This window comes from Nocardioidaceae bacterium SCSIO 66511 (assembly GCA_023100825.1).
Taxonomy (GTDB): Bacteria; Actinomycetota; Actinomycetes; order Propionibacteriales; family Nocardioidaceae; genus Solicola.
The window spans coordinates 4,537,194-4,563,179 of record CP095846.1 but is presented as its reverse complement, the minus strand read 5'-3'; the positions used below and the strand labels follow the sequence as shown (position 1 = coordinate 4,563,179).

General features: G+C 65.7%; 31 protein-coding genes. 17 read left to right on the top strand and 14 right to left on the bottom strand.

What is annotated here, in order from left to right; genetic code table 11:
- Positions 1-18: 18 nt before the first annotated feature.
- Positions 19-1,557, bottom strand: a complete 1,539-nt coding sequence (locus tag MU582_21710; protein UPK75015.1) for an amino acid permease — start codon at positions 1,555-1,557, stop codon at positions 19-21.
- A 176-nt stretch (positions 1,558-1,733) separates the two neighbouring features.
- On the opposite strand from MU582_21710, the gene MU582_21705 reads away from it, so the two are divergent.
- The 5 genes from MU582_21705 to MU582_21685 are packed head-to-tail and all read left to right on the top strand — an operon-like array spanning position 1,734 to position 6,751.
- Positions 1,734-2,468 (top strand): FCD domain-containing protein, encoded by a 735-nt coding sequence (locus MU582_21705; protein ID UPK75014.1) that lies wholly within the window; start codon positions 1,734-1,736, stop codon positions 2,466-2,468.
- A 16-nt stretch (positions 2,469-2,484) separates the two neighbouring features.
- Positions 2,485-3,858, top strand: coding sequence for a glutamine synthetase family protein (locus MU582_21700; GenBank protein UPK75013.1), 1,374 nt, complete (start codon positions 2,485-2,487; stop codon positions 3,856-3,858).
- A gap of 4 nt (positions 3,859-3,862) precedes the next feature.
- Complete coding sequence (locus MU582_21695) at positions 3,863-5,224, top strand: aldehyde dehydrogenase family protein (protein UPK75012.1); 1,362 nt, start codon at positions 3,863-3,865, stop codon at positions 5,222-5,224.
- Positions 5,225-5,270: 46 nt separating this feature from the next.
- Positions 5,271-6,038: a 3-oxoacyl-ACP reductase gene (locus MU582_21690; protein ID UPK75011.1), complete on the top strand. Its 768-nt coding sequence runs from the start codon at positions 5,271-5,273 to the stop codon at positions 6,036-6,038.
- 14 nt (positions 6,039-6,052) lie between these two features.
- Entirely contained in the window at positions 6,053-6,751 is a 699-nt protein-coding gene (locus MU582_21685; GenBank protein UPK75010.1) for a gamma-glutamyl-gamma-aminobutyrate hydrolase family protein, read from the top strand.
- A 6-nt stretch (positions 6,752-6,757) separates the two neighbouring features.
- On the opposite strand, the gene MU582_21680 is transcribed toward MU582_21685, so the two are convergent.
- From MU582_21680 to MU582_21665, 4 genes are all read right to left on the bottom strand, one after another.
- Entirely contained in the window at positions 6,758-8,092 is a 1,335-nt protein-coding gene (locus MU582_21680; protein UPK75009.1) for an MATE family efflux transporter, read from the bottom strand.
- 44 nt (positions 8,093-8,136) lie between these two features.
- Entirely contained in the window at positions 8,137-8,484 is a 348-nt protein-coding gene (locus MU582_21675; GenBank protein UPK75008.1) for an antibiotic biosynthesis monooxygenase, read from the bottom strand.
- A gap of 161 nt (positions 8,485-8,645) precedes the next feature.
- On the bottom strand, positions 8,646-10,271 hold the full coding sequence (locus tag MU582_21670) for an ABC transporter permease (GenBank protein ID UPK75007.1): 1,626 nt from the start codon (positions 10,269-10,271) through the stop codon (positions 8,646-8,648).
- Positions 10,268-11,179, bottom strand: coding sequence for an ABC transporter ATP-binding protein (locus MU582_21665; GenBank protein ID UPK75006.1), 912 nt, complete (start codon positions 11,177-11,179; stop codon positions 10,268-10,270). Before MU582_21665 ends, MU582_21670 begins: the two co-directional genes overlap by 4 nt.
- A 90-nt stretch (positions 11,180-11,269) precedes the next feature.
- On the opposite strand from MU582_21665, the gene MU582_21660 reads away from it, so the two are divergent.
- The 3 genes from MU582_21660 (at position 11,270) to MU582_21650 (ending at position 14,445) form a co-directional block, all read left to right on the top strand.
- Positions 11,270-11,782: a MarR family transcriptional regulator gene (locus tag MU582_21660; protein ID UPK75005.1), complete on the top strand. Its 513-nt coding sequence runs from the start codon at positions 11,270-11,272 to the stop codon at positions 11,780-11,782.
- Positions 11,783-12,327: 545 nt separating this feature from the next.
- Positions 12,328-13,692: a replicative DNA helicase gene (dnaB, locus tag MU582_21655; GenBank protein ID UPK77221.1), complete on the top strand. Its 1,365-nt coding sequence runs from the start codon at positions 12,328-12,330 to the stop codon at positions 13,690-13,692.
- A 42-nt stretch (positions 13,693-13,734) separates the two neighbouring features.
- A complete protein-coding gene (locus tag MU582_21650; GenBank protein ID UPK75004.1) occupies positions 13,735-14,445 on the top strand; it encodes an ATP-binding cassette domain-containing protein in 711 nt (236 codons plus the stop codon).
- 42 nt (positions 14,446-14,487) lie between these two features.
- Here MU582_21650 and MU582_21645 read toward each other — a convergent pair whose 3' ends face one another.
- Positions 14,488-14,928 carry a MarR family winged helix-turn-helix transcriptional regulator gene (locus MU582_21645; GenBank protein ID UPK75003.1) on the bottom strand — a complete coding sequence of 147 codons (441 nt, stop codon included), beginning with the start codon at positions 14,926-14,928 and terminating at the stop codon, positions 14,488-14,490.
- 72 nt (positions 14,929-15,000) lie between these two features.
- On the opposite strand from MU582_21645, the gene MU582_21640 reads away from it, so the two are divergent.
- On the top strand, positions 15,001-15,468 hold the full coding sequence (locus MU582_21640) for a hypothetical protein (GenBank protein ID UPK75002.1): 468 nt from the start codon (positions 15,001-15,003) through the stop codon (positions 15,466-15,468).
- Here the strand turns inward: MU582_21640 and MU582_21635 are convergent.
- Positions 15,427-15,777 (bottom strand): hypothetical protein, encoded by a 351-nt coding sequence (locus tag MU582_21635; GenBank protein UPK77220.1) that lies wholly within the window; start codon positions 15,775-15,777, stop codon positions 15,427-15,429. The genes MU582_21640 and MU582_21635 overlap by 42 nt on opposite strands.
- A 192-nt stretch (positions 15,778-15,969) precedes the next feature.
- On the opposite strand from MU582_21635, the gene MU582_21630 reads away from it, so the two are divergent.
- Together MU582_21630 and MU582_21625 are read left to right on the top strand one after the other, a co-directional pair.
- Positions 15,970-16,365, top strand: coding sequence for an SRPBCC family protein (locus MU582_21630; protein ID UPK75001.1), 396 nt, complete (start codon positions 15,970-15,972; stop codon positions 16,363-16,365).
- A 45-nt stretch (positions 16,366-16,410) separates the two neighbouring features.
- Entirely contained in the window at positions 16,411-17,013 is a 603-nt protein-coding gene (locus tag MU582_21625) for a class I SAM-dependent methyltransferase (GenBank protein ID UPK75000.1), read from the top strand.
- A 6-nt stretch (positions 17,014-17,019) separates the two neighbouring features.
- Here MU582_21625 and MU582_21620 read toward each other — a convergent pair whose 3' ends face one another.
- Genes MU582_21620 through MU582_21605 form a run of 4 tightly spaced genes read right to left on the bottom strand, consistent with a single transcriptional unit; the run spans position 17,020 to position 19,483 of the window.
- The gene (locus MU582_21620) at positions 17,020-17,502 is read right to left on the bottom strand and encodes an SRPBCC family protein (GenBank protein ID UPK74999.1); all 483 of its coding nucleotides are present in this window, start codon (positions 17,500-17,502) and stop codon (positions 17,020-17,022) included.
- On the bottom strand, positions 17,499-17,822 hold the full coding sequence (locus tag MU582_21615; GenBank protein ID UPK74998.1) for a metalloregulator ArsR/SmtB family transcription factor: 324 nt from the start codon (positions 17,820-17,822) through the stop codon (positions 17,499-17,501). The genes MU582_21620 and MU582_21615 overlap by 4 nt, the downstream gene beginning before the upstream one ends.
- A 46-nt stretch (positions 17,823-17,868) precedes the next feature.
- Positions 17,869-18,921: a lysylphosphatidylglycerol synthase domain-containing protein gene (locus MU582_21610; GenBank protein UPK74997.1), complete on the bottom strand. Its 1,053-nt coding sequence runs from the start codon at positions 18,919-18,921 to the stop codon at positions 17,869-17,871.
- Between the two features lie 43 nt (positions 18,922-18,964).
- Positions 18,965-19,483, bottom strand: a complete 519-nt coding sequence (locus MU582_21605) for a CAP domain-containing protein (GenBank protein ID UPK74996.1) — start codon at positions 19,481-19,483, stop codon at positions 18,965-18,967.
- Positions 19,484-19,571: 88 nt separating this feature from the next.
- Here MU582_21605 and MU582_21600 point away from each other — a divergent pair, with 88 nt between their 5' ends.
- The gene (locus tag MU582_21600; GenBank protein ID UPK74995.1) at positions 19,572-20,210 is read left to right on the top strand and encodes a 1,4-alpha-glucan branching protein; all 639 of its coding nucleotides are present in this window, start codon (positions 19,572-19,574) and stop codon (positions 20,208-20,210) included.
- 197 nt (positions 20,211-20,407) lie between these two features.
- Entirely contained in the window at positions 20,408-20,911 is a 504-nt protein-coding gene (locus tag MU582_21595; protein UPK74994.1) for a DoxX family membrane protein, read from the top strand.
- 72 nt (positions 20,912-20,983) lie between these two features.
- Here the strand turns inward: MU582_21595 and MU582_21590 are convergent, their stop codons facing one another.
- Positions 20,984-21,484 carry a hypothetical protein gene (locus MU582_21590; protein UPK74993.1) on the bottom strand — a complete coding sequence of 167 codons (501 nt, stop codon included), beginning with the start codon at positions 21,482-21,484 and terminating at the stop codon, positions 20,984-20,986.
- Positions 21,485-21,596: 112 nt separating this feature from the next.
- On the opposite strand from MU582_21590, the gene MU582_21585 reads away from it, so the two are divergent.
- Together MU582_21585 and MU582_21580 are read left to right on the top strand one after the other, a co-directional pair.
- On the top strand, positions 21,597-23,165 hold the full coding sequence (locus MU582_21585) for a sodium-dependent transporter (protein UPK74992.1): 1,569 nt from the start codon (positions 21,597-21,599) through the stop codon (positions 23,163-23,165).
- Complete coding sequence (locus MU582_21580; GenBank protein ID UPK74991.1) at positions 23,162-23,272, top strand: methionine/alanine import family NSS transporter small subunit; 111 nt, start codon at positions 23,162-23,164, stop codon at positions 23,270-23,272. Before MU582_21585 ends, MU582_21580 begins: the two co-directional genes overlap by 4 nt.
- Positions 23,273-23,285: 13 nt before the next feature.
- On the opposite strand, the gene MU582_21575 is transcribed toward MU582_21580, so the two are convergent.
- A complete protein-coding gene (locus MU582_21575; GenBank protein ID UPK74990.1) occupies positions 23,286-23,483 on the bottom strand; it encodes a helix-turn-helix domain-containing protein in 198 nt (65 codons plus the stop codon).
- A gap of 208 nt (positions 23,484-23,691) precedes the next feature.
- Here MU582_21575 and MU582_21570 point away from each other — a divergent pair, with 208 nt between their 5' ends.
- On the top strand, positions 23,692-24,750 hold the full coding sequence (locus tag MU582_21570; GenBank protein UPK74989.1) for an ATP-binding cassette domain-containing protein: 1,059 nt from the start codon (positions 23,692-23,694) through the stop codon (positions 24,748-24,750).
- Entirely contained in the window at positions 24,747-25,502 is a 756-nt protein-coding gene (locus tag MU582_21565) for an ABC transporter permease (protein ID UPK74988.1), read from the top strand. Before MU582_21570 ends, MU582_21565 begins: the two co-directional genes overlap by 4 nt.
- Positions 25,503-25,575: 73 nt before the next feature.
- Here MU582_21565 and MU582_21560 read toward each other — a convergent pair whose 3' ends face one another.
- Entirely contained in the window at positions 25,576-25,986 is a 411-nt protein-coding gene (locus MU582_21560) for a VOC family protein (protein ID UPK74987.1), read from the bottom strand.

Here is a 25,986-nt window from a genome sequence, read left to right as displayed (position 1 = left end):
GACCGCGCGTACGACCGCTCAGTCATCGAAGGCGTCCACGACCGCCTCGTCGATCGTGTGCTTCGGTCCGGTGAACCAGTTCCGGGCGGATGCGTACCACCAGATCGTCAGCAGGATCAAGGTACCGATGGTGAGCACCGGTGCGTAGTTGACGTTCTCCCAGGCGAAGTCCTCGTGGCCGGGGATCGCCGTCGGTGTGAACGGCATGATGAAGTAGATCGAGATGATCGCGATCTCGATCACCGCGACGAGGTTCATCCAGCGATACTTGCGGCCGAGGGTCCACGACCCGGGTTCGAAATCGTCACCCATCCGCCAGCGCAGCCAGATCGGGATAGCGAACGACAGGTACAACCCGATCACGGCCACTGACGTGACCGCGTAGAACGCGACCGGAATGCCGCCGACGCCCTTCAGCGCGGGCAGGGTGATGATCGCGCCGATGACGGCCACGAAGACGACTGCGTTGGCCGGGACCTTGCTGCTCGAGACCTTCGACCAGAGCCGCGAGCCGGGGATCGCCCCGTCGCGGCTGAAGGCGAACGTCATCCGCGATGCGCTCGTGAGGCAGGCGACGGTGCAGAAGAACTGACCGGCCGCCGAGATCAGCAGTACGGTTCCGTGCCACCCCTGTGGGAGTGCCTGGCTGAAGATGACGTCGACGGCTCCACCTCCGTCGGTGACCGCGTCCGCATCCTGCACGGCGAACAGGAACGACAGCAGGATGATCCAACCGCCGATTGCGGAGTACGCGATCGAGCGCCAGATGCCCTTGGCGGCGCCCTCCGATGCCGCCTCGGTCTCCTCGGACAGGTGAGCCGATGCGTCGAAGCCGGTGATCGTGTACTGCGTGAGCAGGAACCCCAGAGGCAGCACCAGGAACCAGTACTTCGCGTCGGCGTACCCGGAGTTGTTGAGTCGCTCGGTGAACACGAAGTCGAGGCTCTGGTGCTGGTCGGGTACGAGGATCAGGATCAAGATGATGAAGGCCGCGCCGGCGACGTGCCACCACACCGAGATGTTGTTCAGGACCGCCATCAGGTGGCCGCTGAAGATGTTGAGTACCGCGGCGATCGCGAGGAGAGCCACGAAGATCAGGTACACCCGCCCGAGCGAGTATCCGTCCTCCCAGCTCTCACTGAACGTACCCAGCGTCAGGTCGATGAAGGTCGCACACCCGTACGCGACCGAAGCCGTCACGGCGAGCAGTCCGATCAGGTTCAGCCAGCCGGTGTAGAAGCCCGCTCGCGCCCCGCCCATCTTGGCGGCCCACCAGTAGATGCCGCCCGAAGTCGGGTACGCCGAGACCAGCTCGGACATCGTGAAGCCGACGATCAGGATGAAGATCGAGATGATCGGCCAGCCCCACGAGATGGCGACCGGTCCGCCGTTGTTCCATGCCTGGCCGAACGTCGTGAAGCAACCCGCGAGGATCGAGATGATCGAGAAGGAAATAGCGAAGTTGGAGAAACCGGACCAGTTCCGGCTGAGCTCTTGTTTGTAGCCGAGCTCGGCGAGCCGGCGTTCATCGTCCGAGAGATTGGTCGGATCCGCCATTGGGGACTCCCTGGGTCAGACAGGACGGCTGATGCTAACGCGCACCCTCAATTGCGTCTAGACGTTTCATTCCGGATCGCAGTGAGGCGCTTACCCCGTACGGCAGATGTATAGCGCAAAATATGGTTTGAAGTAAGACCATTGACAAAAGACGCGGCCGAATGGAGGCTGGCGACGTGGTGATTCGCACGACCGAGGACGGCCTGACCGATGCCGTCCTACGCCCGGTACGCGGGCACCATGCGTTCGAGTCCTGCGTCGGTCGGCTCGCCAATGCGGTACGCCTCGGGGTCTATCCGAACGGAGCGGCGCTACCGCCGGAGCGCGAGCTCGCCGCGCGCATGGAGGTCTCTCGGGCAACGCTGCGCGAGGCGATCGCCGCACTTCGGATGGCCGGCCTCGTGCGTACGACAAGGGGGCGCGGCGGCGGCACGATTGTCTCGTACGACCCCGCACACCCGGAGACCGAGAGCCTGGCCGACCTCGGCGACAGGCGCGAGCGACTGCTCGACTCGCTGGTGTTCCGGCAGATCGTCGAGGGCGGCGCATGCCACGTAGCGGCGAGCCGCACGCTCAGCGACGAGCAGCGCAACCTGCTACGCGAGGCACACGAGCGGGTGTCGGCGGCCGAGGGCCCGGGCGTACACCGTCAAGCGGACTCACAGTTCCACCTCGCGATCGCGGCGATCACCGAGTCTCCGTTGATCATTGACGCTGTCACCGGCGTACAGGCCGATCTGAACGACATGTTGTCGGCGATACCGGTTCTCGACGTCAACATCGAACACTCGGACCAGCAACACTCCGCAATCACCGAGGCGATCCTCGCTGGTCGGGCGACGAAGGCCCGGCGAGCAATGGAGAGCCACTGTGACGACACCGAAGCGCTCCTGCGCGGACTATTGGGATGACCCCGTTGGGACACCGATGAACACACCACGACGCAACGACCGCTACCTCACTCTGCAGGACCTCGAGGACCGCATCCGCGCCGGCGAGATCGATACCGTGATCGCCGCATTCACTGATATGCAAGGGCGTCTGCAGGGCAAGCGTCTGCACGCGCCGTACTTCCTCGACCATGTCGTCGAGCACGGTACCGAGGGCTGCAACTACCTCCTCACCGTCGACGTCGACATGAACACCGTCGCCGGTTACGAGATGACGTCGTGGGAGAAGGGCTACGGGGACATGGAGTTCGTCCTCGACTTCGACACCATCCGAGTGCTCGATCACCTGCCCGCAACCGCAATGGTGCAATGCGATCTGGTGTGGATGGACCACCGTCCGGTCGAGCAGTCGCCGCGCCGGATCCTGCGCAAGCAGCTCGACCGGGCCGCGGCGGGTGGCTATCGTGCCTTCGCCGGAACGGAGCTGGAGTTCATCGTCTTCGACGATACGTACGAGGACGCGTGGAATCGTGCATACCGCGACCTCACGCCCTCCAACCAGTACAACGTCGACTACTCGATCGTCGGTACGTCACGCGTCGAACCGTTGCTCCGCGATATCCGAAACACCATGTACACCGCGGGACTGGACGTTGAATCGGCCAAGGGCGAGTGCAACCCGGGGCAGCATGAGATCGGCTTCCTCTATGCAGACGCACTCGTGACCGCCGACAATCACGCCGTGTACAAGACTGCTGCGAAGGAGATCGCAGCGAAGCATGGCAAGTCCTTGACGTTCATGGCGAAGTACAACGAGCTCGAGGGCAGCTCCTGTCACATTCACCTGTCACTGCGCGGCGACGACGGCTCGCTGGTGTTCTGGGACGACGAGACCGGCGAACGCTCCACTCTGTACGAACAATTCGTCGCGGGCGTACTCACGACAATGCGAGACTTCACCCTGCTCTATGCGCCGAACATCAACTCATACAAGCGATTCGCCGATGGCTCGTTCGCACCCACGACGATCGGCTGGGGTATGGACAACCGAACCTGCGCAGTGCGTCTCGTCGGGCACGGCGCCGGAGCGCGGATGGAGAACCGCGTACCCGGCGGAGACGTGAACCCCTATCTCTCGCTTGCAGCCATGCTCGCCGGCGGTCTGCACGGAATCGAGAACGGTCTCACCTTGGAGCCCGAGACCGTCGGAAACGCGTACTCCTCCGACAAACCCGAGGTGCCGAAGACGCTGCAGGAGGCGCGAGAGGCCTTCGTCGGTTCGGAGATCGCCCGCAAGGGTTTGGGCGACGAGGTGGTCGACCACTACGCGCGAATGGCGGAGGTCGAAGTAGAGGCCTACAACGCGGTCGTGACCGACTGGGAGCTGCGCCGCGGATTCGAGAGGATGTGACGCATTGAGTACGTACACCGTCGTCAACCCGGCAACCGCTGAGCCGGTGACGAACGTCGAGCTCATGAGCCTCGAGCAGACCGATGTCGCGATCGACCAAGCCAACAAGGCGTTTCCGGCATGGCGCGATCTCGCTCCAGGCACTCGAGCGACGCTGTTACGCCGGTTCGCTGCGGCAATCGACGATCACATCGAGGAGCTTGCGGACCTCGAGGTACGCAACGCTGGACACACCTGGGGCAACGCAACCTGGGAGGCCGGCAACGTACGCGACGTTCTGAACTACTACTCAGGTGCGCCAGAGCGGCTCAACGGGAAGCAGATACCGGTCGATGGCGGCGTGAACATCACGTTCCACGAGCCACTCGGCGTCGTGGGCATCATCGTTCCGTGGAACTTCCCGATGCCCATCCTGGGCTGGGGTATGGGCCCTGCGCTCGCTGCCGGCAACACCGTCGTCATCAAACCCGCCGAGCTCACTCCGTTGACGGCCATCCGCATCGGCGAGCTTGCGCTCGAGGCGGGTCTTCCCGAAGGCGTGCTGACCATCTTGCCTGGCAAGGGATCCGTTGTAGGGCAGCGATTCGTGACCCACCCAGACGTACGTAAGGTCTGCTTCACGGGCTCTACCGAAGTCGGCAAGCAGGTCATGGCGGGATGTGCCGAGCAGGTGAAACGGTGCACCCTCGAACTCGGCGGAAAGTCCGCGAACATCGTGTTCGCGGACGCCGACCTGGCCAAGGCTGCCGCCAGCGCGCCGTACGCGGTCTTCGACAACGCCGGGCAGGACTGCTGCGCTCGCTCGCGCATTCTGGTTGAGCGTTCTGCGTACGACGAGTTCCTGTCGCTGCTGGAGCCTGCGGTCAAAGGCGTGCGCGTACTCGATCCGAGTGACCGGTCGAGCGAGATGGGACCGCTCATCTCAGAGCACCAGCGTGCATCGGTACGCGCGTACATCGACGAGGTCGAAGTCGCGTACACCGGCTCGATGCCGGCGGGCGACGGGTTCTGGGTGGCGCCGACGGTCGTGCTGGCCGACTCGACGCAGCAACGGATTTGGCGTGAGGAGGTGTTCGGACCGGTTGTGGCGGTGCTTCCCTTTGACGACGAGGCCGATGCTGTCGCAAAAGCCAACGACACCGAGTACGGGCTCTCCGGATCCATCTACACCTCGGACCTCGGTCGAGGGTTGCGTGTATCGCGGGGCGTACAGTCCGGCAACCTCAGCGTGAACTCGCACTCGGCCGTGCGCTACTGGACACCGTTCGGCGGCTACAAGCAGTCGGGACTCGGCCGCGAGCTCGGCCCGGAAGCCCCGTACGCATTCACCGAGGAGAAGAACGTCTTCTTGAGTACCGCCCCCTGAGCGGGAAGTTGTGGCTCCGGATCGCTCGCATTGAAAGGAACAGGACATGGCAGGCAGGCTTCACGGGCGGACCGCCGTCATCACCGGCGGGTGCTCGGGCATCGGCCTCGCAACCGTCGAGCGCTTCGTCGAGGAGGATGCACGCGTCGTCGTGGGTGACATCGACGACGACCGTGGTGCGGAGGTCGCCGACAAGCTCGGCATCACCTACGCGCACGTCGACGTGACGGACAAGGCCGAGGTCGACGCATTGTTCAAGACGGCCTACGACACGTACGGGTCGGTCGATATCGCGTTCAACAACGCGGGCATCTCGCCGCCGGAGGATGCGTCGATTCTCGACACCGATCTCGATGCGTGGCGCCGGGTGCAGGACGTGAACCTGACGAGCGTCTACCTGTGCTGCCAGGCCGCGTTGCCGTACATGCTGGAGCAGCGGCGTGGATCGATCATCAATACCGCGTCGTTCGTCGCGACGATGGGCGCGGCAACGTCTCAGATCTCGTACTCCGCCTCGAAGGGCGGAGTGCTGACGATGTCGCGCGAGCTCGGTGTCCAGTTCGCTCGCGAGGGCGTACGCGTGAACGCCTTGTGCCCTGGGCCGGTCAACACGCCGTTGCTCCAGGAGCTCTACGCGAGCGATGAGGAGGCGGCCCAGCGACGCCTCGTGCACATTCCGATGGGGCGGTTCGGTGAGCCCGGCGAGATGGCCAATGCCGTGCTGTTCTTGGCATCTGATGAATCGAGCTTCATGACGGCGACGACGTTCCTGGTCGACGGCGGGATCGCCGCCGCGTACGTGACGCCCGCCTGAACCGGAGGTCACCCGTGAGCCAACCGGTCATCGGTTTGTCGGCATATCGCGAGGACGCCGCGTACGGAGTGTGGAGTCAGCGCACCGATCTGCTCTGTGCCGAGTACGCAACTGCCGTCGAGCGTTCGGGCGGATCGTCGATGCTGTTGCCGGTTCAGGACCCTGCGCATGCCGCGGCGGTCGTGGCACGCGTCGATGCGCTCGTCGTCGCGGGGGGCGCCGATCTCGACCCCGCAACGTACGGGCAGGACGCGCATCCAAGGACGGCACACGTACGCCCCGACCGGGACGCCTGGGAGATCGCTTTGCTCGATGCAGCGGAGCTACGCGGCATCCCGGTGCTCGGCATCTGCCGGGGCATGCAGGTGATGGCAGCCCGTGCTGGTGGTTCTCTTGACCAGCATGTGCCCGACGAGCTCGGCACCGAACTGCACTCTCCGGGGGGCGATGTATACGGCGAGGTCGAGGTGTTGACGCATCCGTGCACGACGGTTCGTGAGGTGCTGGGGGAGCGTACGACCGTGCGCTGCCACCACCATCAGTCTGTCCGCGATCACCCGGGCTACCAGGTATCGGCGCGTGCGGACGACGGGATGCTCGAGGCGATGGAGAAGCCAGGGTCCCGTTTCGAAGTCGCGGTGCAATGGCATCCGGAGGCGGGCGCGGATCTGCGGCTCTTCGAGGCGCTGGTGCAGCACGCCGACAAACGCTGAACAGCGTCAGGCGTTTGCGCCGGTGACCAGCCAGGTGTCGGACCGCTCGCGGAGTACGAGTGTCACCATTCGCGCAAGAATGAATCCGCCGTACGCCCACCACAGCAAGGCGAGTCCGCTGTCGGTGAGCAATACTGCTGCCGCGAGCGGTGCGTACGCGATGAGCACGAAGATGCCGGCCCAGGCGAGGTACGTGCCGTCGCCGGCGCCGATGAGCACGCCGTCGAGTACGAACACGATGCCCGAAATCGGTTGAATCAACGCCACCACGACCAGCGCAGGTACGAGCGCATCGCGTACGGCATCGTCGGAGCTGAACAGCGGCGGCAACACGGTGTGCAGTGCGAGCAGGCCGGCGGCCGCCACGACGCCGCCCCACCAGCCCCAGCCCATCATCCGCCGGGTGAGCCGCTTGGTGGTCGTGATGTCGCCGGCTCCCAGTGCGCGCCCGGTGAGCGCTTGGCCGGCAATCGCCAGCGCATCAAGGGCAAACGCCAGCGTCGAGACGATGGTGAGCGCGATCTGATGCGCGGCAAGCGACGCATCGCCCATTGTTGTTGCGACTGCGGTTGCGATCAGGAACGCAGCCCGCAGCGTGAGCGTACGTACGATCAGTGCCACACCTGCCCGTGCGGCCTGTGCGATCCCTCGACGGTGTGGCCGCACGGACGCCCGCTCCCTGCGGCTGGCGCGGACGATCGTCGCCGTCAGATATGCGGCGGCACACCACTGCGCGATGGTCGTGCCGAGAGCCGCGCCGGCGATCCCCATGTCCGCGCCGTACACGAGCGCGACGTTGAGCGCGACGTTGGCGATGTTCGCGGCCACGGCAACGACAAGGGGCGTACGAAGGTCCTGCATCCCGCGGAGAACGCCTGTCGTCGCCAGGACGAGGAGCATCGCCGGTATGCCGAGTGCCGAGACGCGCAGGTAGATGACGGCCTGGTCGTGTACGCCGGGAGATGCGTCGAACCAGCCGACGATGCTGTTGGCGCCGGCAAGGCAAAGGATCGTCATGGCGGCGCCGACGAGTAGAGCGAGCCAGCCGCCAGCGATCCCGACTTCCATCGCACCGCGTTGATCGCCTGCGCCGATGCGGCGTCCGACGGATGCCGTCGTGCCGTACGCAAGGAAGATGCACAGCCCGATCAACGTCTGCAGGACGGTTGCCGCGATTGCAAGACCGGCCAGTGGAGTCGTGCCCAGGTGACCGACGATCGCTGTGTCGGCGAGTAGGAACAACGGCTCGGAGACGAGTGCCGCGAATGCGGGTACGGCAAGCCGGAAGATCTGCCGATCGTCGGCGTTGAACCGCAACCGGAGCGCGCGGGGTACTGGCACCGGTCAACGCTACGCGAGGACTGTGCGGTGGGCGGCATCACCCGTCAGGCGAACTCCGAATCTGCCGGGCCGTAGTCACGGTGGACGGTGGCGACACGTACCCGGTAGTCGCGGTACCAGACTTCCCGGCCGCGCCGCTGTGCCACCAAGTGCGCGGCGACGGCTTTCCAATTGCGCGCGGAATCCTCATCCCGCCAGTACGAGACGGTGATGCCTACGTCCTCACGCGCGGCTTCTACTCCTAGGTATCCCGGTTGCTGCGCGGCGAGTTCGTTCATGCGCGCGGACATTGCCGCGTAGCCGTTGTCGCCGTCGGTACGCGTCGAGGTGAAGATCACCGCCGTGTACGGAGGCGTGGGCGTGGCGGCGACACCAGCGGGCTCCTCGGACATGCGGCGATTGTGTCACGGCGCGCTTGAACTCAACCAATGTTCAGGTCAGGCGGCGACCACGGTCGTACGCGAATAGGGCGCAGAGCATGCGGCAGTGTTCGCCTGATCGCCGGCCCGGTACGCCGCACCACCCCCGCGGAAGCGGCGTACCGGACCCGCGGTCAGGTGGTCTCGAGGTCGCGCCTACGCAGCCCGTACGTGCCGGCCGCCAGCAGAACCGCAGCGACCGCCGTGAGTATGGCCAGCGGGACGATGTCGAAGTCGGCGACCGGCACCATCGGGCTGTGCTGGAAGGGCGATATGTCGGTGAGCCAGCTCGGAAGGTTCAGGATCTCGCCGAACATCAGCACGATGAAGCAGAAGCCGAGAGCTGCCCATGCCGCCATCGCGAACCGAGGCACGAGCCCGGTGAGCGCGACGGTGACGCCGGCGAGCACCCACGTCGCAGGTACGTGGCAGAGCGACGCGCCGAACAGACGAGGCAACTGTGACATGTCGTCGGACATCACGCCGTACATCAGCCCGGTGCCGAAGCCACCGAGACCGACGATGACGAGCGAGCCGGCGAGCACGATCACGGTGTGACCCCAAAGCCAGCGCGTACGGTCGAGGTTCGTTGCCAGCAAGGGCTCTGCACGTCCGGCGAGCTCTTCGCTGCGCGCCCGCAGTCCGCCCTGGATCGCGTACGCCGATGCGAAGATCGCCATCATCAAGGCGGTCGTCGCGTAGAACGAGTCGGTGAGATCGCCGCCCGCCTGGGCGACGGCTTCGGCGGCGGTGCCGCCACCCATGATGTCTTTGACGTCAGTGCCGATCGAGCCGTATGCGATGCCGATGAGGAAGACGCCGATCGCCCAGCCGATCAGTGGCCCTCGCTGCAGCCGCCAGGCCAGGCCGAGTGCGCTGCGGAGCCCCGCACCGGCTCGCGCCGGCCCAGGTCGCGGCGGCAGGATGCCGGACCCGACGTCGCGACGCGCCATGAGGCGCAGTGCGATCACGATGAGTACGATCGCTGCACCGAGCGACAGGAGCATTGGCCACCAGCGCTCGTCGGCGTACGGCCGGACGGCCTGCATCCAACCGATGGGGGACAGCCAGGAGAGGGTTCCGTCACCGACGTCACCAACGCCCCGCACGACGTACGAGACGGCGATGACCGCGCCGACGATTCCGTACATCGCCCGCGTGCTCTCCGTGAGCTGAGCCGCCAGCAGCGAAACGGCCGTGAAGACGATGCCGGTGAGGGCCGTGCCCAGCCCGAGCGCCCACGAACCTGCCGTCGGCAGACCGTAGGCCACGAGGCCCAACGAGATGACGATGCCGACGACGAGGTTGACCGCCGATACGGCGATCGTGGTGGCGGCGAACGGTGTGTGTCGCCCGACGACGCCGGAGCGTACGAGCTCGTCTCGGCCGCTCTCCTCTTCGGCGCGGGTGTGCCGCCCGACGAGGAACATGCTCATCAGCCCGACCGCGATCGCGCCGGTTGCGCTGATCTGCCACGCGAGGTTGCCGCCGAGGGTGTCTAGCGCATGTGGTGGTCCGAGCATCGCGACGAACGCCGGGTTGCCACCCATGGTGTCCGCGGCTTTGTCGAACTCCGCCTGCGTCTTGTACAAGCCGTCGGTGCTCGCCGCCTGCGAGACGTACAGGATGTAGAGCCCGATGACCCAGACGACGTACGAGATGCGGTCGCGGCGGAGGTAGAACCGGAGGAAGGTCCCCAGGCCGGCGAAGTTGTTGTGCGCGGTCTTCGTACGCGGAGACGAGTCGGTGAGCGTGCTCATTTGACGGCCTCGGGCTCGGACTCGACCTCATCGCCGTAGTGGCGAAGGAACAGCTCCTCGAGCGTCGGCGGCTGACTGGTCAGGGAGCGGATCTCGAACTCGCCGAGGTGTTTGATCGCGGCGTCGAGCTCTGCGGTCTCGACCTCGAAATGCGCCCGATTGCCTTCCACTACTGCGTCATGGACACCCCGTAGGTCTGCGATGCCATGCGGCGCACGGGCAGTCTCCGCGGCGATCGACGTACGTGTCAGATGACGCATGTCGGCGAGGGTGCCGGTTTCGACCGTACGACCGGCGCGGATGATACTGACGCGATCGCACAGCGCCTCGACCTCGGCGAGGATGTGGCTGGACAGCAGCACGGTGCGGCCGTCGTTCTTGACCTCGTCGATGCATTCCTGGAACACCGACTCCATCAGGGGGTCGAGCCCGGAGGTGGGTTCGTCCAGGATCAGCAGCTCGACGTCTGAGGACAGCGCCGCGACGAGGGCGACCTTCTGTCGGTTGCCCTTCGAGTACGTACGCCCCTTCTTCTTCGGGTCGAGCTCGAAGCGGTCGAGGAGGTCGGCGCGACGCTTTTCGTCGAGACCTCCGCGGAGTCGGCCCAGTAGGTCGATCACTTCTCCGCCGGACAGGTTGGGCCAGAGGTTCACGTCACCGGGCACGTACGCGAGTTGCCGGTGTAGCTCGGCCGCATCGTGCCAGGGGTCCGCGTCGAGCAGCCTGACCTGCCCGGCGTTCGCGCGCAGGAGGCCGAGGAGTACGCGGATCGTCGTCGACTTGCCCGCACCATTCGGGCCGAGGAAGCCGTGCACCTCGCCGGTCTCGACCTGTAGGTCGAGCTCATCGAGGGCCCGCGTTGCGCCGAAGGTCTTGACCAGTCCGGCGATGTCGATTGCGAGTGTCATACGAGGACGGTACACAAATTTCACACATGTGTGAACTAACTAAAGTGTATGATCCGAATCGCATGAGCCGAACTGGTGGAGGGAGAGCTGGTGGCCGGCGAATCAACGAACGCGACCGCGCGTACCGCAGAGGAGCACCAACGATTCCTGGAAGTCGTCGAGCATCTCGCGATGGTGATGGCCGAGTCCGGTATCCCGCGGATGGCGGCGCGGATCTTCGCGTACGTGCTCGCCGACGACGCCGAGAGGTATACGGCCGGTGAGCTCTCGTCCGGACTAGGCGTGAGCCCGGCGGCGGTCTCCGGTGCCGTGCGCTACCTGGTCCAGGCCGGCCTGCTCGCGAAGCAACGGGTGCCGGGCGACCGGCGCGATCACTACCGCGTGTTCGACGACGACGTGTTCGGTGGCATGCTGGCACAGCGAAATCCGATCTTGGGACGGTGGGCAGACGCATTCAGGGCGGCGGTCGATACGCTGGGCCCGCAGCGTCCTGGCGCGCATCGGCTGGCCGATGGAGCGCTCTTCTTCGAGTTCATGCAGGCCGACCAGGAAGCGTTCCTCGAACGCTGGCGGGCGTACCGCGACACGCACCGCGGTAAGTGACCGTCCGGTGTCCGGCCGGCGACGCGACGGACGTTCCGCCGGTCGACACCTTCATCCACAGGTAGACCGAGATCCCGTGGGAATCGCCGATCCCGGGGCCGATTTTGTCGACATATTCACATGCGCTGAACGGCTCGCGCGAAACGCGCGGGAGAATCCTCATTCCACATAAGGTGCATTACGTCTGTGCAGGTCAGAACGCACTTTGCGACAAACGTACGACGCTTCTCCACAAGGATATGAACAACCTGTGCACATGCGTTCCCGGCGTTTCCCACCGGTTGTCCACGGTTGTCCACAAGACCTGTGGACGTTCGACTAGGCGGTCGGCTCCCCAGGTCCCTATTGTTGCCGGGCGGTTACCGGAAAGCGGCATCCGACGGGGACGTCAACGGCGTGGTGGAGCAGGCCCTGTCGGTGCCTTTGCGTAGTGTTCGAATCAGTCGAACACGGCCGTCGCGCGGGCGGTCGGAGCAGGGTCGAGACAGACGTCGGAGGGTGGTTCTCGGGTGAGCGTGACGGAGTTCCATGGTCGTGAGGCGGCATTGTCGGAGCCGCCCGACGATTACGACGCCGGCTACGGGTCACAGCTGGACCGCACACCGCCGCAAGACAACAACGCCGAGCAGAGCGTGCTCGGCGCGATGCTGCTGAGCAAGGATGCGATCGCCGACTGCGTCGAGACGATCCGCGGCATCGACTTCTATCGGCCCGCGCATGAGGTCATCTTCGACGCGGTCATCGACCTCTACAGTCGCGGCGAGCCCGCCGACGCGGTCACCATTTCTGCCGAGCTGCAGCGCCAGGGCGAGCTGGGCAAGGTCGGCGGCGCGCCGTACCTGCACACCCTGGTCGCCGGCGTGCCGATCGCAGCGAACGCCAGCTACTACGCGAGCATCGTGCGCGAGAAGGCGGTGTTGCGCCGCCTGATCGGTGCGGGCACCAAGGTCGCGCAGATGGGGTACGCCGGCCAGGGCGATGTCGACGACATCGTCGACCGTGCGCAGGCCGAGATCTACCAGGTCACCGAGCAGCGTACGAGCGAGGATTACGCACCGCTTTCGGCGATCATGGATGCCACGATCGATGAGATCGATGCGATCGCCAGCCGCGACGGTTCGATGGGCGGCGTACCCACCGGTTTCGTCGATCTCGACGATCTGACGAACGGTCTGCACCCCGGCCAGATGATCGTCGTCGCCGCTCGCCCCGGTGCGGGTAAGTCGACGCTCGGTCTCGACTTCTGCCGTGCGGCATCGATCAAGAACGGCATGACAAGCGCCATCTTCAGCCTGGAGATGAGCCGCATCGAGATCACCATGCGACTGCTCTCGGCCGAGGCACGAGTGTCGCTGCATGAGATGCGCACCGGCAAGATGAATGACGTCGCCTGGGGCAAGCTGGCCCGCAAGATGGGCGAGGTGTCCGAGGCGCCGCTGTTCATCGACGACTCGCCGAATATGACGATGATGGAGATCCGGGCGAAGGCGCGGCGGCTCAAGCAGCGCCACGATCTCAAGCTGATCGTGATCGACTATCTGCAGCTGATGACCTCGGGCAAGCGCGTCGAGTCGCGTCAGATCGAGGTCTCCGAGTTCTCCCGGCAGATCAAGCTCCTCGCCAAGGAGCTCGAGGTGCCGATCGTCGCGATCAGCCAGCTCAACCGTGGCCCGGAGCAGCGTACGGAGAAACGCCCGATGCTCTCCGACCTACGCGAGTCCGGCTCGATCGAGCAGGACGCCGATATGGTCCTCCTGCTCCACCGCCCCGATATGTACGAGAAGGAGCACGAGCGCGCCGGCGAGGCCGACTTCATCGTCGCCAAGCACCGCGCCGGCCCCATCCGGGACGTCACCGTCGCGTTCCAGGGCCACTACTCCTGCTTCGTCGACATGACCCAGGGCTTCTGACCGGGCCAAGGTCGCAAGCGGAGCCGATTAGGCTCCCTGAGCATGGGCGCGGAACTGCTCGACCTCACGGTTCATATCGACACTGGCCGGTGGAGCGAGACGGTCGTTGACTCGGTGGATGTCGTCGTGCCAGACGGTCAGCTCACTGCACTCTTGGGCGGGCCGGGGTCCGGAAAATCCATCGTCGTTGCCGCGCTCAGCGGCCTGTTGCCGGCAAGCGCGACAGTTTCCGGTCAAGCTCGGGTCAACGGCTCGGCTATCGAAACCGAGTCCAAGTGGCAGGAATTACGCAGTGCCACCCTCGGCTGCGTTCCTCAGGAGGCAGTCACTGCGTTCGATCCGGCGGACACCATCGGCGAGCAGCTGCGGGGGCTCGAGCGGACGCACGGCCGATGGAGTGTCGAGCGTGCCTGTGGTGCGGCGCGGTACCCCGCGGGAAAACTGGACTTGTATCCACACCAGGTGTCGGCTGGTGAGGCCAAGCGCGCCGCACTAGCCGCGGCCTTGCTCACTGCTCCCGCCGTCCTGCTCGTCGACGAGCCTTCTGCCGCCCTCGACTTCGAGCTCAAGTACGCCGTCTGGGAAACCCTGCGCGAGTACGCCGATGCCGGCGCCGCAGTGCTCGCGGTGACGAACGACGTCGCCATCCTTGCCGCCACCTGCGTCGCCGACCAGCTCGTCGTGATGGACAACGGTCGAGTCTTTTCCACGGGCAGCTCGGTGGACGCCCTCGGGTGGCCCGACGTGCGGTAGGCGTGGTCGGGACATTCGAGCCTGGTAATCCGGCTCGGTCGGTCAGTTGTGTGCCTCGTCGGCGTTGTTCACGAGCTTCGTGAGTAGGCGGGTCAAAGTGGTCTGCTCGCCGACAGTGAGCGGTGAAAGAACGTCGGACTGTACGCGGCCGAGTACCCCATCGAGCTTGCGAAGGCAGCGCGAGCCGGCGGCAGTGAGTGAGACGACCTTGCGGCGTGCGTCGTCGGGGTCGGGCGTACGGGCGATGAGCTGGTCGGAATCGAGTTCGGCGACTGCGATCGCGACGTCTTTACGGTCGATCCCGGTACGCCGACCCAATTCGGCCTGGCTCAAGGCGCCGTACTGGGCGAGTGCGGCCAGTAGCCGGTAGTGATAGCCGCGTACGCCCGCCTCCGCAAAGGCGTCTCCCAAGATCGTTTGGGAGCGGGCGTTGGCTCGGCTGAGCAGCCAGGTCGGAAGTCCTGCGACGCGATCGAGTGCCATGTCGCACATCATATTGATGGGTGACCCAACCATTGATATCGTTGGGTCACCCATCAAATCTAGGAGGATGCCATGCTCGGCTTCGGGCCCCAGCTCATCGGCGAGACGGAGAAGAGCCTCAACGCGATCCTGCGCGGCGTGTTGGCCGACACCGGCCTCACGGAACCCCAATGGGTGACGTTGCGCATCGCCGCTCAGCACGACGGAGACGCCCCGCTCGCGACGGTCGTCGCGCAGCGCGCGCACTTCACCGACGCTCCCGCCCTGGTGGAGTCGCTCAGCGAGCGCGGATTGCTGGCGGGGGAGCGGGTATCGACTGCCGGGGCCGAGACGCTGGCCCGACTCGGCGCGCACATCAAGGACCTGACGGCACCGATCTGGAGTGACCTGCCCAGCGATGAGGTCGCCGCGACCGAGCGAGTCCTGAATCTCGTCACCGCACGGGCGCGTTCGATCCTGGACTCAGCCGCCACGCCGGCGTCCGACGAGACCGATTCCTCAGCCGGGGCCGTTGGGGTGAGTCAGGTCGTACGCTCGTGAGACCTTCTTCGGCACGACCATGCGCCACGCGTCGACGACGAACTCGCGCGCCTCGGCCGGGTCCAGCGCCGAGAGATCGGAGGCAATCCAGTTGAATCTCAGGTCCGACTCCGCGGGCAACTGGAACTTGTGCGGCTCGCTGGCGACGAGTGCGGCCCGCTCCTCCTTGGGAAACGCGAACTCCATCACGGTCTCGTCGAGCGAGAACGCCACGTAGACGATCTGTTTGACGCGGAACTTCAGCCGGCCGCGCACGTAGACCTCGTACGAACGCTCCAACTCCTCGCCCAGTGGGCGTACATCCTCCATCGAAGCCACGGTCAAACCCCTCGGTCACGAGTCCCGCCCCAGTCCAGCGCATTCGCTCCTGGCGCGTTGCGTACAGGGTTGACGGTGTCGGACGGCCGGACTCATCGGTGTGCAGGAGTCGGGGCGCGAGCCGTACGGACATGCGGCCGATACGTTCAAGACGGCATCGACGAGCACTGCAACGCTGTACGCATGAGCTTCGAGTCAAGACATGTGAGCACGTTCATCGCCGCCGACCCTGATGACGTCTACGCCTACGCGTCGGACCCGGCCAAGCTGCCGGAGTGGGCGGCGGGCTTGGCCGACGGTATCCGCGAAGACGCCGGACGCTGGATCGCCGACGCGCCGTTCGGCGTTGTCGAAGTACGTTTCGTGCCCCGAAACGAGCATCGCGTGTTGGACCACGACGTGGTCATGCCGGACGGCGCAATCGTCCATAACCCGGTCCGTGTAGTGCCGGCTGAGGGCGGAGCAGAGGTGATCTTCACGATTCACCGACGCGAGGACATGACGGCCGAGCAGTTCGCCTCCGACGTCGCGGCCGTCGAGGCGGACCTGGCGACGCTCCGTGGCATTCTCGAGCGCTGAGCGCATCGGCTCGATCTGGTGATCCGGTCGGGCACACTGGGTCACATGGACGAGCAGTCGTGGGACGCAAGGTACGAAGAGCGCGAGTCGATCTGGAGCGGGCGGCCCAACGGTGCGCTGACTGTCGAGGCCGCCGAGCTGGAGCCCGGCCAGGCACTCGACGTCGGATGCGGTGAGGGCGGCGACGCGGTGTGGCTGGCCGAACGCGGTTGGCAGGTCACGGCGGTCGACATCTCGAAGGTCGCGCTCGACCGCGCAGCCGCGCGCTCGTACGACAACGCGATCGCCTGGAAGCACGGCGACCTGACACAGAGCGCGCCACCGCCGACCAGCTTCGACCTGGTATCGGCGCAGTACTTCCCGCTGCCGCGTGCCAACCCCGAGGCAGCGCGCGGGTTGATCGACGCGGTCGCACCCGGAGGCACGCTGCTGTACGTCGGCCACGACCTGTCGACGATGGACGAGCACCACCATCGCGACTGGGACGGCCCGGACCCGCGTGACTACTTCACGCCGGCCGAGATCGCCGAACTGCTCGACGAGGCCTGGGAGATCGAGGTCAACGAGCAGCGTCCGCGCGTCGACACCCCCGAGTCGAGCGGGCACTTCGCCGAGGACCTGGTGCTCCGCGCTCGCCGCTTGCGGTAGCGGCGATCACACCGCCGCGACGACCTGCTGATAGCGCTGCAGGTACAGCGGCCAACCGCCTTCGCCGTCGAGCGCCGAGCGTGCGTGTTCCCAACCGACGCCGTGCCGGTCGAGGTTGCGGTGCTCGAGGTCGACGCGCGTACGCCCCGGGCCGATCTCGGTGAACCTCACCTCGATCTCGCTCATCCGCTCGGGCGCGGTCTCGAGCTGCCATTGCGGGTTGATCCGCCAGCTGATCACGAATCGGCTCGGCGGCTCGTACGCCAGCACGTCTGCCCATGCGCAAACGCTGCCGTCGACGCCCCGGTCGTACACATGGCCGCCGACGCGCGGCTCGAAGACAGTTTCGGCGATGTCGACCGCGAGAAGGTTGTGCTCGCGCGGCTTGATCCGGTCGAACTCCTCGACGAACAGTCGGAACGCCTGCTCGCGGGGTACTGCGACTTCGACGTCCAGTCGTACGACTGCGTCAGTGGTCGTATCGGTCATGATTTGCCCTCCGTCGTTGCCTGTTCGGCAATCTGCTTGAAGTTCGCAAGCGCCTGTTGCCAGAACGACTCCAGCTCGCTCTTGAGCGCGGCCAGGGTTTTCGGCTCGGCCTCATAGATGCGTTGCCGGCCCTGCTGGCGTACGCGAACCAGCTCGGCGTCCTTGAGGACGCGAAGATGCTGCGATACCGCGGGACGGCTGATCGGGAAGGCCGCCGCCAGTTCGGTCACCGAAAGCGGCCGCGTGGTGAGTGTCGCGAGGATCTCGCGTCTGGTCGGGTCGCCCATCGCCGTCCACGCCTCGGCGGTTGCCATGCTCATAATCCGTAAGCTATCACTTACGCATTAGTGGGGCAACGAGAAGTTCTCACCGACTCCGCGGGAGATCGGCGTCCAGAGCCGCATCCGGCGCGACTGGGCGCATCCGACGCCACATCAGCATGGCGAGCGCACCGAGTACGAGGGGCGTAGCGATCGTGACGATCCGCCACACCACCAGTGCCGCGATCAGGTACGGCTCGTACGCGACTCCGGCATAGCCGACCATGATCGCGAGGGACGCCGCGTCGAGAATGCCGATGCCGAAGACCGGGAACATGGTGAGCGGGTACGTCACCATGTACGCCGCGACGATCTCGACCGCGGGCAGAGCATGCGCGGGTACGTCGACGAAGCGGACCGCGAGTACGAGGACCAGCGCATCGACCGCCATCATCGCCAGTAGCGACAACAGGCTACGCGGCAGACCCTTGCGCAGCTTGGTGATCACGTGTCCGCGAAAACGTGACACCGCATCCGACCACGCCTGCGGATCGACGCTGGACCGCACGCGCTGCACGATGCGGCCGGCAATAGTGCCGACCCAGCGGGCCGCGCGCTCACCGCTCGCGATGATGCGTACGACGATGAGCAGTGCGAGCGCCGCCGCACCGCCCAACAGCGCGGCCCAGCCGAAGGTCTGGTCGAAGCGGTCGTACAAGACGAGCACGAAGCCGATCACCGGCGCGTACCAGCGCGTGATGTAGAACGAGACGGTGTTCATCACGACGCCGGCGAGCGCACGGGACACCTCGACGCCCCACGATTTGAACATCGTCACGCGGATCACGAGATCCGACGGCGGCGGCGCGATCGTGCACATGAGGATCGATGCCTGGTCGTTGACGACGGCCCGTGGCAAGCCGAGGCCGGGAATGAAGATCGCCAATGGCCAGGCGTTGAACACCTGCCGGACCATGACGACCAGGACGAGCACCGGTAGCTGCCACAGCGCGAGATGGCCGAGTGCCGTACCTACGGTGTCCCAGTCGACGGAACCGATCAGCCCGAGGATGATCCGCGCGCACACGATGGCAAGCGCGAGCAACAGCAGCCAACGCGCCCATCGCCGCCAACGCGGCTGCTCCGCGCGATCTGCCATACGGGCACGTTACCGAGTCTGAGCCGAAGTTGCGCCGGAGCGCTCAGCGTCGTCCGAACACCTGCGATGCCCACGGTCGACCGTTCTTGTCCCGCGCCATGCCGACGCCGAGGAGCCGGTAACCGCGACGCAGGATGTTCGCCCGATGGCCGGGCGAGTTCATCCAGCCCCGTACGACGGCCTTCCCGCTCGGATAGCCGTACGCGATGTTCTCGCCGACCATTCGCAGGTTGCACTTACGTGCGATCGGGCCGAGCGACTGGTGTTCGAGTTCCTGTCGCCGCGCCATCTTGCGGGCCCAGGTGTTGGCGAACTTGTCGACACACTTGTTCTTCTTCAGGCGCTTGCGGTCGTGGCGAGCACGCGCCTTGTTCGTGTACACGCGGACCTTACGTTCGTACCGCTTCTCGCGAGCCTTGGTCGCCGACGCCGACGCCGACGCCGACGCTGCGGTGGACGACCGTTCGTCGGCACCTGCCGACGATGCAGTGGTCGCGGGTGCGACGACGGTGACGGCGAGGGTCGCGCCGAGCGCGGACGCGGCGAGCTTTCGGGAATGCATGTGCTCCACCTCATTGCTGGACGGGCGCCCAACGTAGAACACGAACTGCAGTCCGCGCGACCTTCTCGTGGCGCACTACGCTCGAGACGTGGCCATCATCCATCGCGCTGAACTTCGTCCCACCAAGCTCGAGATGCTCTCGGACTGGCTGCCGAGCCGGCCGTGGTACCCGTCGGTGCGAGAACAGCTTGCTTCGGTCGGAGCGTACAGATTCGACGATCCGGCAGGCGACGTCGGCATCGAAACCCTGCTGGTGAGTACGGGCGATGGGCACGTAATCCAGATGCCGTTGACGTATCGCCACGCACCGCTGGACGGAGCAGAAGACGGGCTCATCGCGACGATGGAGCATTCGGTACTCGGCAGGCGCTGGGTGTATGACGCCTGCAGCGACCCGGTGTACCTCGCCGCAATCGCCGCCGCGATAGCAGGGTTTCGCGCGCAGGCCGATGAGCTGGTCGAAGGTGCAGACGGCCCTACTGCGCGCGAGCAGACCGCGCGCGTCACAGGCAGTGGTGACGCGGTTGCGATACCTGCGGGGCTATCCGTCGGCGACCTCGCCTATGCGGACGAGGGAGACGTGACGGTGTGCCGTACGCCGAGCGCTGAACTGCGCGTACGACATCTGCCGGTACGCGCCGATGGCGCTGCCGACGGGCCGTGTCTCACGGGTACGTGGCGCGGCCAGGAGGATCCCGTCGTCCTCGTCACGGCATCGCGAGTCTGACGACCTAGCGGCGCGACGGCTCGATACGCAGCCTTACGTACGAGCAGCTGTCGAGCCGTCCCCGCGTGGCGTACGCCGACCGTGCCGTGGTTACCTCGCAGAGCGCACGTCAGGTGCCGTCAGGTGCGGGATTCCAAACGCTCCGAGATTCGCGACTCTGGAATCGCCAACCAGACAAGGGAAACGGAGCACCTGCCATGTCACACACCGTTCTCGAGCCGCCGCGACAGCGTTCGTCGAACCAGGTACGAAACCCGCTCGAGCGGGCAGTTGACCTGCTCGCCGGATGGCTCAACAAGCACAGCATCACCGCCCTGCGCGTGAGCCTCGGCATCACGTTCCTGGCGTTCGGCGTACTGAAGTTCTTCCCCGGCGTCAGCCCTGCCGAGGACCTATCGATCGACACGATCGACAAGCTGACGTTCGGCATGATCTCCGGCTCGGTGGCGTTGCTGCTCACCGCCGTCACCGAGACCGTCATCGGTTTGACTCTGACGTCCGGACGCTTCCTGCGCGTCGGTCTCGTCGTCCTCGCCGGTGCACTCGTCGGCATCATGTCGCCGCTCGTGCTGTTTCCGGGAGAGCTCTTCGCCGACGGGCCGACTCTCACCGCGCAGTACGTGTTCAAGGACATCGTGCTGGCGGCAGCCGGACTGGTCGTCGGGGCGTACGCTCTCGGCGGTCGACTGCGCAGCCGGTGACGAGCGCGCGACGGCGGTGTCTGGATTTGTCAGGCACCGCCGTCAATGCCGTCCCTTGAGATGGGGTCGGTCCTACTTGCAGCCCTGGCTCGAGTAGATCGCGACGGTGGACTGCCACTTACCCCAGCGCTTCGGGTGTTTCGGCTTGTTCCGTCGGACGTGCACGTCGACGAGCAGGCCGAGTTTCTCGCCGCAGCGCTTGCTCCGGAAGGCGATCCGTCGATCGCCACCGGGGCGGATCCGCTTGATGCGGTTCTTCCAGCGGCCGGGTTTCGGCTCGGCAGTCCCCTTGGCGTACTGCCAGCGGACGCGAACCTGGCGCTTCCCGGTGTGCTTCTTCTTGGTGCGATGGAACTTGAAGATCCAGCGCTTCTGTGGCCGCTCATCGGCCCACCAGTACTTGCCCTTGACGCGCAATAGCGGCGAAATGCGTTTCCACGACCCGTCAGCGCGCGAGCTTTCCTGGCCCACGGCGGTCGAGTCGGCGGTGGCGGCACCCGCGTACGCGGGCAGCGTGACGATGCAGCTGGTCGCCACGCTCGCGGCAATGTACTGGACAGTCCGAGATCGCATGGGCAGGATCGTAGACGACGCACGTACGCGGATTCCAAGGGCGACCGGCCCGCGGGTTCGGCGATCCGGGGGCGGTACAGTCGCCGCCGGCCGAACGTACGAAGGGAACGCCATGACAGCCAGCACCGACGGAATCCCCGCCGAAGAGAAGAAGCGCGGCGCGTTTTCGAGTCGCCGGGTGTTCATCCTCGCCGCGATCGGCTCGGCCGTCGGTCTCGGCAACATCTGGCGCTTCCCGTACGTCGCGTACGACAACGGCGGCGGGGCATTCATGATCCCGTACATCGTTGCGTTGTTGACCGCTGGGCTTCCGTTCCTGATGCTCGACTACGGCCTGGGTCACCGCAACCGCGGCTCGGCGCCGCTGTCGTTCGCTCGCATCAGTCGCAAGGGTGAGCCGCTCGGCTGGTGGCAGGTGGCGATCTGTTTCGTCATTGCCATCTATTACGCGGCGATCATCGGCTGGGCCGCGGTGTATGCGATCTTCTCGATCGACAAGTCCTGGGGCAGCGATCCGGCGACGTACTTCAGCGCCGACTTCCTCGAGGGTGGCGATCCCGGCATCTCGATGGACTTCGTCAGCGGTCTGCTGATCCCGCTCGTGCTCGTTTGGGTCGTCCTCCTGGTGATCATGGCGATGGGGGTGCAGAAGGGCATCGGGATGCTCTCGGTCATCTTCATCCCGGTCCTGGTGGTCGCCTTCGTCGCGCTCGTGGTCCAGGCGTTGTTCCTCGACGGAGCTGGTGAGGGCCTCAACGCGCTTTTCACACCCGACTGGGGTGCGCTGAAGAACACCGAGGTCTGGATCGCGGCCTACGGCCAGATCTTCTTCTCGCTCTCGGTCGGCTTCGGCATCATGATCACCTACTCCGCGTACGTCGATCGTCGCGAGAACATGACCGGCTCCGGCCTCGTCGTCGGGTTCGCCAACTCCGGATTCGAGCTGCTCGCCGGCATCGGCGTCTTCGCGGCACTTGGATTCATCGCATCGTCGACGGGTGGAGATCCGGGCGAGGCAGCCCAAGACGGCGGCATCGGTCTCGCGTTCATCGCGTTCCCGACGATCATCAACGAGGCACCCGCCGGTGCGCTGCTCGGAGTTCTCTTCTTCGTCTCCCTCGTCATCGCCGGCATCACCTCGCTGATGTCGGTGATCGAGGTCGTCATCGCGTCCGTGCGCGATAAGTTCGAGCTCCCGCGGATTGCGGCGGTGCTCGTGGTCGGCGTACCTGCCGCGGTCGCGAGCATCCTGTTGTTCAGTACGACGACGAGCCTCTACTCGCTCGACATCATCGACAACTTCATCAACCAGTTCGGCATCCTGCTGGTCGCGGTCGTCAGCATGCTGGCGCTGGCGTGGGGTTTCCGCGTCGTACCGGCACTCGCCGAACATCTCAACCGCAACGGCTCCCTCAAACTCGGCTTCGTGTGGCGAGGGCTGGTCTCGGTGATCACGCCGGCCGCGCTGATCTGGGTGTTGGTGGACCAGTTCCGGAAGAACCTCGAGACCACGTACGGCGACGGTGATTATCCGGATTGGATGGTCAACACGCTCGGTTGGGGCGTCGCCGGAGGCGTGATCGTCGTCGGGCTGCTGGCGACGCTCGTGCCCTGGCGACGACAGACATCGCTCGAGGTGCCGGCAGAGGCGCCGATCGAGCAGCCGAAGGAGGACGCATGAACGGCGATGCGGTCGCGATGATGATCGTTGCCATGGTGATCATCTGGGGCGGTCTGGTGGCCGCCCTGGTCGCCCTGAACGCCTCGGACCGCCGACGCCGCAGTTAGGTGTAGCGCCCGCTCAGTCCGAGGAGCGCTTCTTCAGGTCGGTACGCGCACCGCGCCCCGGCCTGTTGGCCTGCCATTCCTCCATCGTCTTGCGGTTCCACATCAGCATCCGCCCGAAATGCTCCGGCTTCGGCGCGTGCCCGCTGCGGGCGTAGTGGCGCAAGGTGTCTGCCCTGATGCCGACGGCGGCGGCCGCCTCTTCGGTCGTCATCCAATCCTTCACGTTCTGCCTCCCGGGGCAAGGGTATCGTTTGCGGCCATTAGTGCGGGGCACTGGCAGCAGGCTTCTGCCTGTGTCGAGGCACTGTCACCGCCGCCGATGAGAATTGCGCGCGTACACCGTCTGTCCCTTCGAGAATTCATTCGCCACGCAGCGTCAATGCGCCGCATACTGGGCAGCCCGCCCAAAAGGAGACCTTGTGATACGTGCCCGTGGACTCGTACAGACGTTCCACACCCGACAAGGCAAAGACAAGACCGAGGTACGCGCGGTCGACGGCGTCGACATCGAGGTCGAGGAGGGCGAGGTCGTCGGATTCCTCGGCCCGAACGGCGCAGGCAAGACGACCACGCTGCGAATGCTCACCACGTTGCTGAAGCCGACGGCCGGAGAGGCGACTGTCGCCGGGTACGACGTCGTGCGTGAAGCGCAGGACGTTCGCCGCAGCATCGGCTACGTCTCGCAGGCGGGTGGTACGTTCAGCGCGGCGCGCGCGGGCGAAGAGGTCATGGACCACGGCATGTTGTACGGGCGTACGAAGGCCGAGGTCGAGAAGCGCGGCAAGGAGCTGTTCGAGCAGTTGCAGCTCGACGGTCTGTGGACCCGCATGCCGAAGAACATGTCAGGTGGGCAGAAGCGCCGCCTCGACATCGTGATGGGCCTCATTCACGATCCGACTCTGGTCTTCCTCGACGAGCCGACCACGGGCCTCGATCCGCAGGCGAGGGCGAACCTGTGGCAGCACATCGCCGACCTTCGTACCCGCCGTGGCGCGACGGTCTTTCTCACCACGCACTACCTCGACGAGGCCGATGCGTTGAGCGACCGCATCCTGATCATCGACCGTGGTCAGATCGTCGCGGCCGACACCGCCGAGAACCTCAAGGCCCAGGTCGCGGGTGACCTGATCGATCTCGAGGTCAGCGATCCCGACCAGCTCACCGTCGCGGCCGAGAAGCTCGGCACGATCGCCGAGCCACCGAGAGACGGGCATCCGGGCGTCGAGATCGAGGACCAACACGTACGCGGACGCGTGCAGCGCGCCGGCCGGGTGACTCCCGGCTTGTTACGTGACCTCGACCAGTCGGGCATCACCCTGGACTCGATCGAGGTGCATCGTCCGACGCTCGACGACGTCTTCTTGACGCTCACGGGGCGTTCGCTCCGCGATGCCGAGGATGCCGCCGAGGCGGCCGATAAGAGCCACGCCGGCGATGCAGATTCCGAGGACGCCCTGATGACGGGAGCAGACCAGTGACTTTCGCGCGCGAGTGCTTCATCGTCTTCCGCCGTCAGTTGCGGATGAACCTCCGCAACCCCGCCTGGGTGATCATCGGCGCGTTGCAGCCGATCCTCTACCTGTTGCTGTTCGGTCCGCTGCTGGAGCCGTTGGTCACCGAGTTCGGTGCACAGAACGCCTACACCTTCTTCGTACCCGGTCTGTTGGTGCAACTCGGGATGTTCGGTGCGTTCTTCGCCGGCTTCAGCCTGATCGGCGAATGGCGTGAGGGCGTCATCGAAGCCGAGCGAGTCACTCCCGCCTCCCGAACGGCACTGCTCGTCGGGCGGCTGTGCCGTGATCTGCTTCAGCTGCTCGTACAAGCCCTGCTCCTGGTGGTGCTCGGCTACATCATGGGCATGGACGCATCGATTGCCGGCATGGTGCTCGGCGTACTGCTGACGATGCTGATCGGCGGCGCATGCGCAGCCGCATCGAACGCGCTCGCGCTGACCACCAAGAGCGAGGACGTCATGGCGCCGGTCGTCAACATGGTGATGATGCCGGTCCTGCTGCTGTCCGGCATCTTCTTGCCCATGACGATCGGGCCGCAGTGGCTGCAGACCGCGAGCGACTTCATGCCGATCAAGCACGTCGTCGATGCCGTACGAGGTGCGTTCGGTGGCGATTTCGGCACCGGCGACCTGATGGCGGGCACGCTGTGGAGCCTCGGCCTGTTCGCTGTTGCGCTGTGGTGGGGTACGCGTACCTTCCGCAAGGAGAACGCCTAACCACTCCCCGCTGGGCCGCACGTTTCAGCCCCGAACCAGGCGAAAACGGGGCAAGAACGTGCGGCCCAGCGGGTCAGGGCGCCCACGTGCGGTGGCTCAGTACCAACCGATAGCCGTCCGGGTCGACGAAGGTCACACCCCAGCGATCCCAATACGGATTGCGTGCGCTGACCCGCCGGCCCCCTGCGGCTGTGATCTGGCGTTCCAGCGCCGGTTCGATCGCGGCACCGAGGTAGATCACCAGCAGATCCTCCTCGGACGGCTGGGAGCGCTGGGCCGACCGCGGGTCATCGACCAACTCCAGATGCCACGCCGCCTGTGGCCAGCCGATCATGACCAGGCGGTGCTCATCGGGTCCGAGCTCCGCATCGTCGGTACGCCAGATGACGTCGAGCCCGACACCCTCCACCCAGAACCGCTCGGCGGCCGCCAAGTCCGCGGTCGGTCGTGCGATCCGGATCGGGTTCAGCGCAGGAGAGTCCAT

Excerpts from the sequence above, each read along its gene's own strand:
- MU582_21710 (UPK75015.1), bottom strand. The coding sequence starts at position 1,557 with ATGGCGGATCCGACCAATCTCTCGGACGATGAACGCCGGCTCGCCGAG.
- MU582_21700 (UPK75013.1), top strand. The coding sequence starts at position 2,485 with ATGAACACACCACGACGCAACGACCGCTACCTCACTCTGCAGGACCTC.
- MU582_21690 (UPK75011.1), top strand. The coding sequence starts at position 5,271 with ATGGCAGGCAGGCTTCACGGGCGGACCGCCGTCATCACCGGCGGGTGC.
- MU582_21675 (UPK75008.1), bottom strand. The coding sequence starts at position 8,484 with ATGTCCGAGGAGCCCGCTGGTGTCGCCGCCACGCCCACGCCTCCGTAC.
- MU582_21670 (UPK75007.1), bottom strand. The coding sequence starts at position 10,271 with ATGAGCACGCTCACCGACTCGTCTCCGCGTACGAAGACCGCGCACAAC.
- MU582_21665 (UPK75006.1), bottom strand. The coding sequence starts at position 11,179 with ATGACACTCGCAATCGACATCGCCGGACTGGTCAAGACCTTCGGCGCA.
- MU582_21650 (UPK75004.1), top strand. The coding sequence starts at position 13,735 with ATGGGCGCGGAACTGCTCGACCTCACGGTTCATATCGACACTGGCCGG.
- MU582_21645 (UPK75003.1), bottom strand. The coding sequence starts at position 14,928 with ATGGCACTCGATCGCGTCGCAGGACTTCCGACCTGGCTGCTCAGCCGA.
- MU582_21640 (UPK75002.1), top strand. The coding sequence starts at position 15,001 with ATGCTCGGCTTCGGGCCCCAGCTCATCGGCGAGACGGAGAAGAGCCTC.
- MU582_21635 (UPK77220.1), bottom strand. The coding sequence starts at position 15,777 with ATGGAGGATGTACGCCCACTGGGCGAGGAGTTGGAGCGTTCGTACGAG.
- MU582_21630 (UPK75001.1), top strand. The coding sequence starts at position 15,970 with ATGAGCTTCGAGTCAAGACATGTGAGCACGTTCATCGCCGCCGACCCT.
- MU582_21625 (UPK75000.1), top strand. The coding sequence starts at position 16,411 with ATGGACGAGCAGTCGTGGGACGCAAGGTACGAAGAGCGCGAGTCGATC.
- MU582_21620 (UPK74999.1), bottom strand. The coding sequence starts at position 17,502 with ATGACCGATACGACCACTGACGCAGTCGTACGACTGGACGTCGAAGTC.
- MU582_21615 (UPK74998.1), bottom strand. The coding sequence starts at position 17,822 with ATGAGCATGGCAACCGCCGAGGCGTGGACGGCGATGGGCGACCCGACC.
- MU582_21610 (UPK74997.1), bottom strand. The coding sequence starts at position 18,921 with ATGGCAGATCGCGCGGAGCAGCCGCGTTGGCGGCGATGGGCGCGTTGG.
- MU582_21605 (UPK74996.1), bottom strand. The coding sequence starts at position 19,483 with ATGCATTCCCGAAAGCTCGCCGCGTCCGCGCTCGGCGCGACCCTCGCC.
- MU582_21595 (UPK74994.1), top strand. The coding sequence starts at position 20,408 with ATGTCACACACCGTTCTCGAGCCGCCGCGACAGCGTTCGTCGAACCAG.
- MU582_21590 (UPK74993.1), bottom strand. The coding sequence starts at position 21,484 with ATGCGATCTCGGACTGTCCAGTACATTGCCGCGAGCGTGGCGACCAGC.
- MU582_21585 (UPK74992.1), top strand. The coding sequence starts at position 21,597 with ATGACAGCCAGCACCGACGGAATCCCCGCCGAAGAGAAGAAGCGCGGC.
- MU582_21580 (UPK74991.1), top strand. The coding sequence starts at position 23,162 with ATGAACGGCGATGCGGTCGCGATGATGATCGTTGCCATGGTGATCATC.
- MU582_21575 (UPK74990.1), bottom strand. The coding sequence starts at position 23,483 with ATGACGACCGAAGAGGCGGCCGCCGCCGTCGGCATCAGGGCAGACACC.
- MU582_21560 (UPK74987.1), bottom strand. The coding sequence starts at position 25,986 with ATGGACTCTCCTGCGCTGAACCCGATCCGGATCGCACGACCGACCGCG.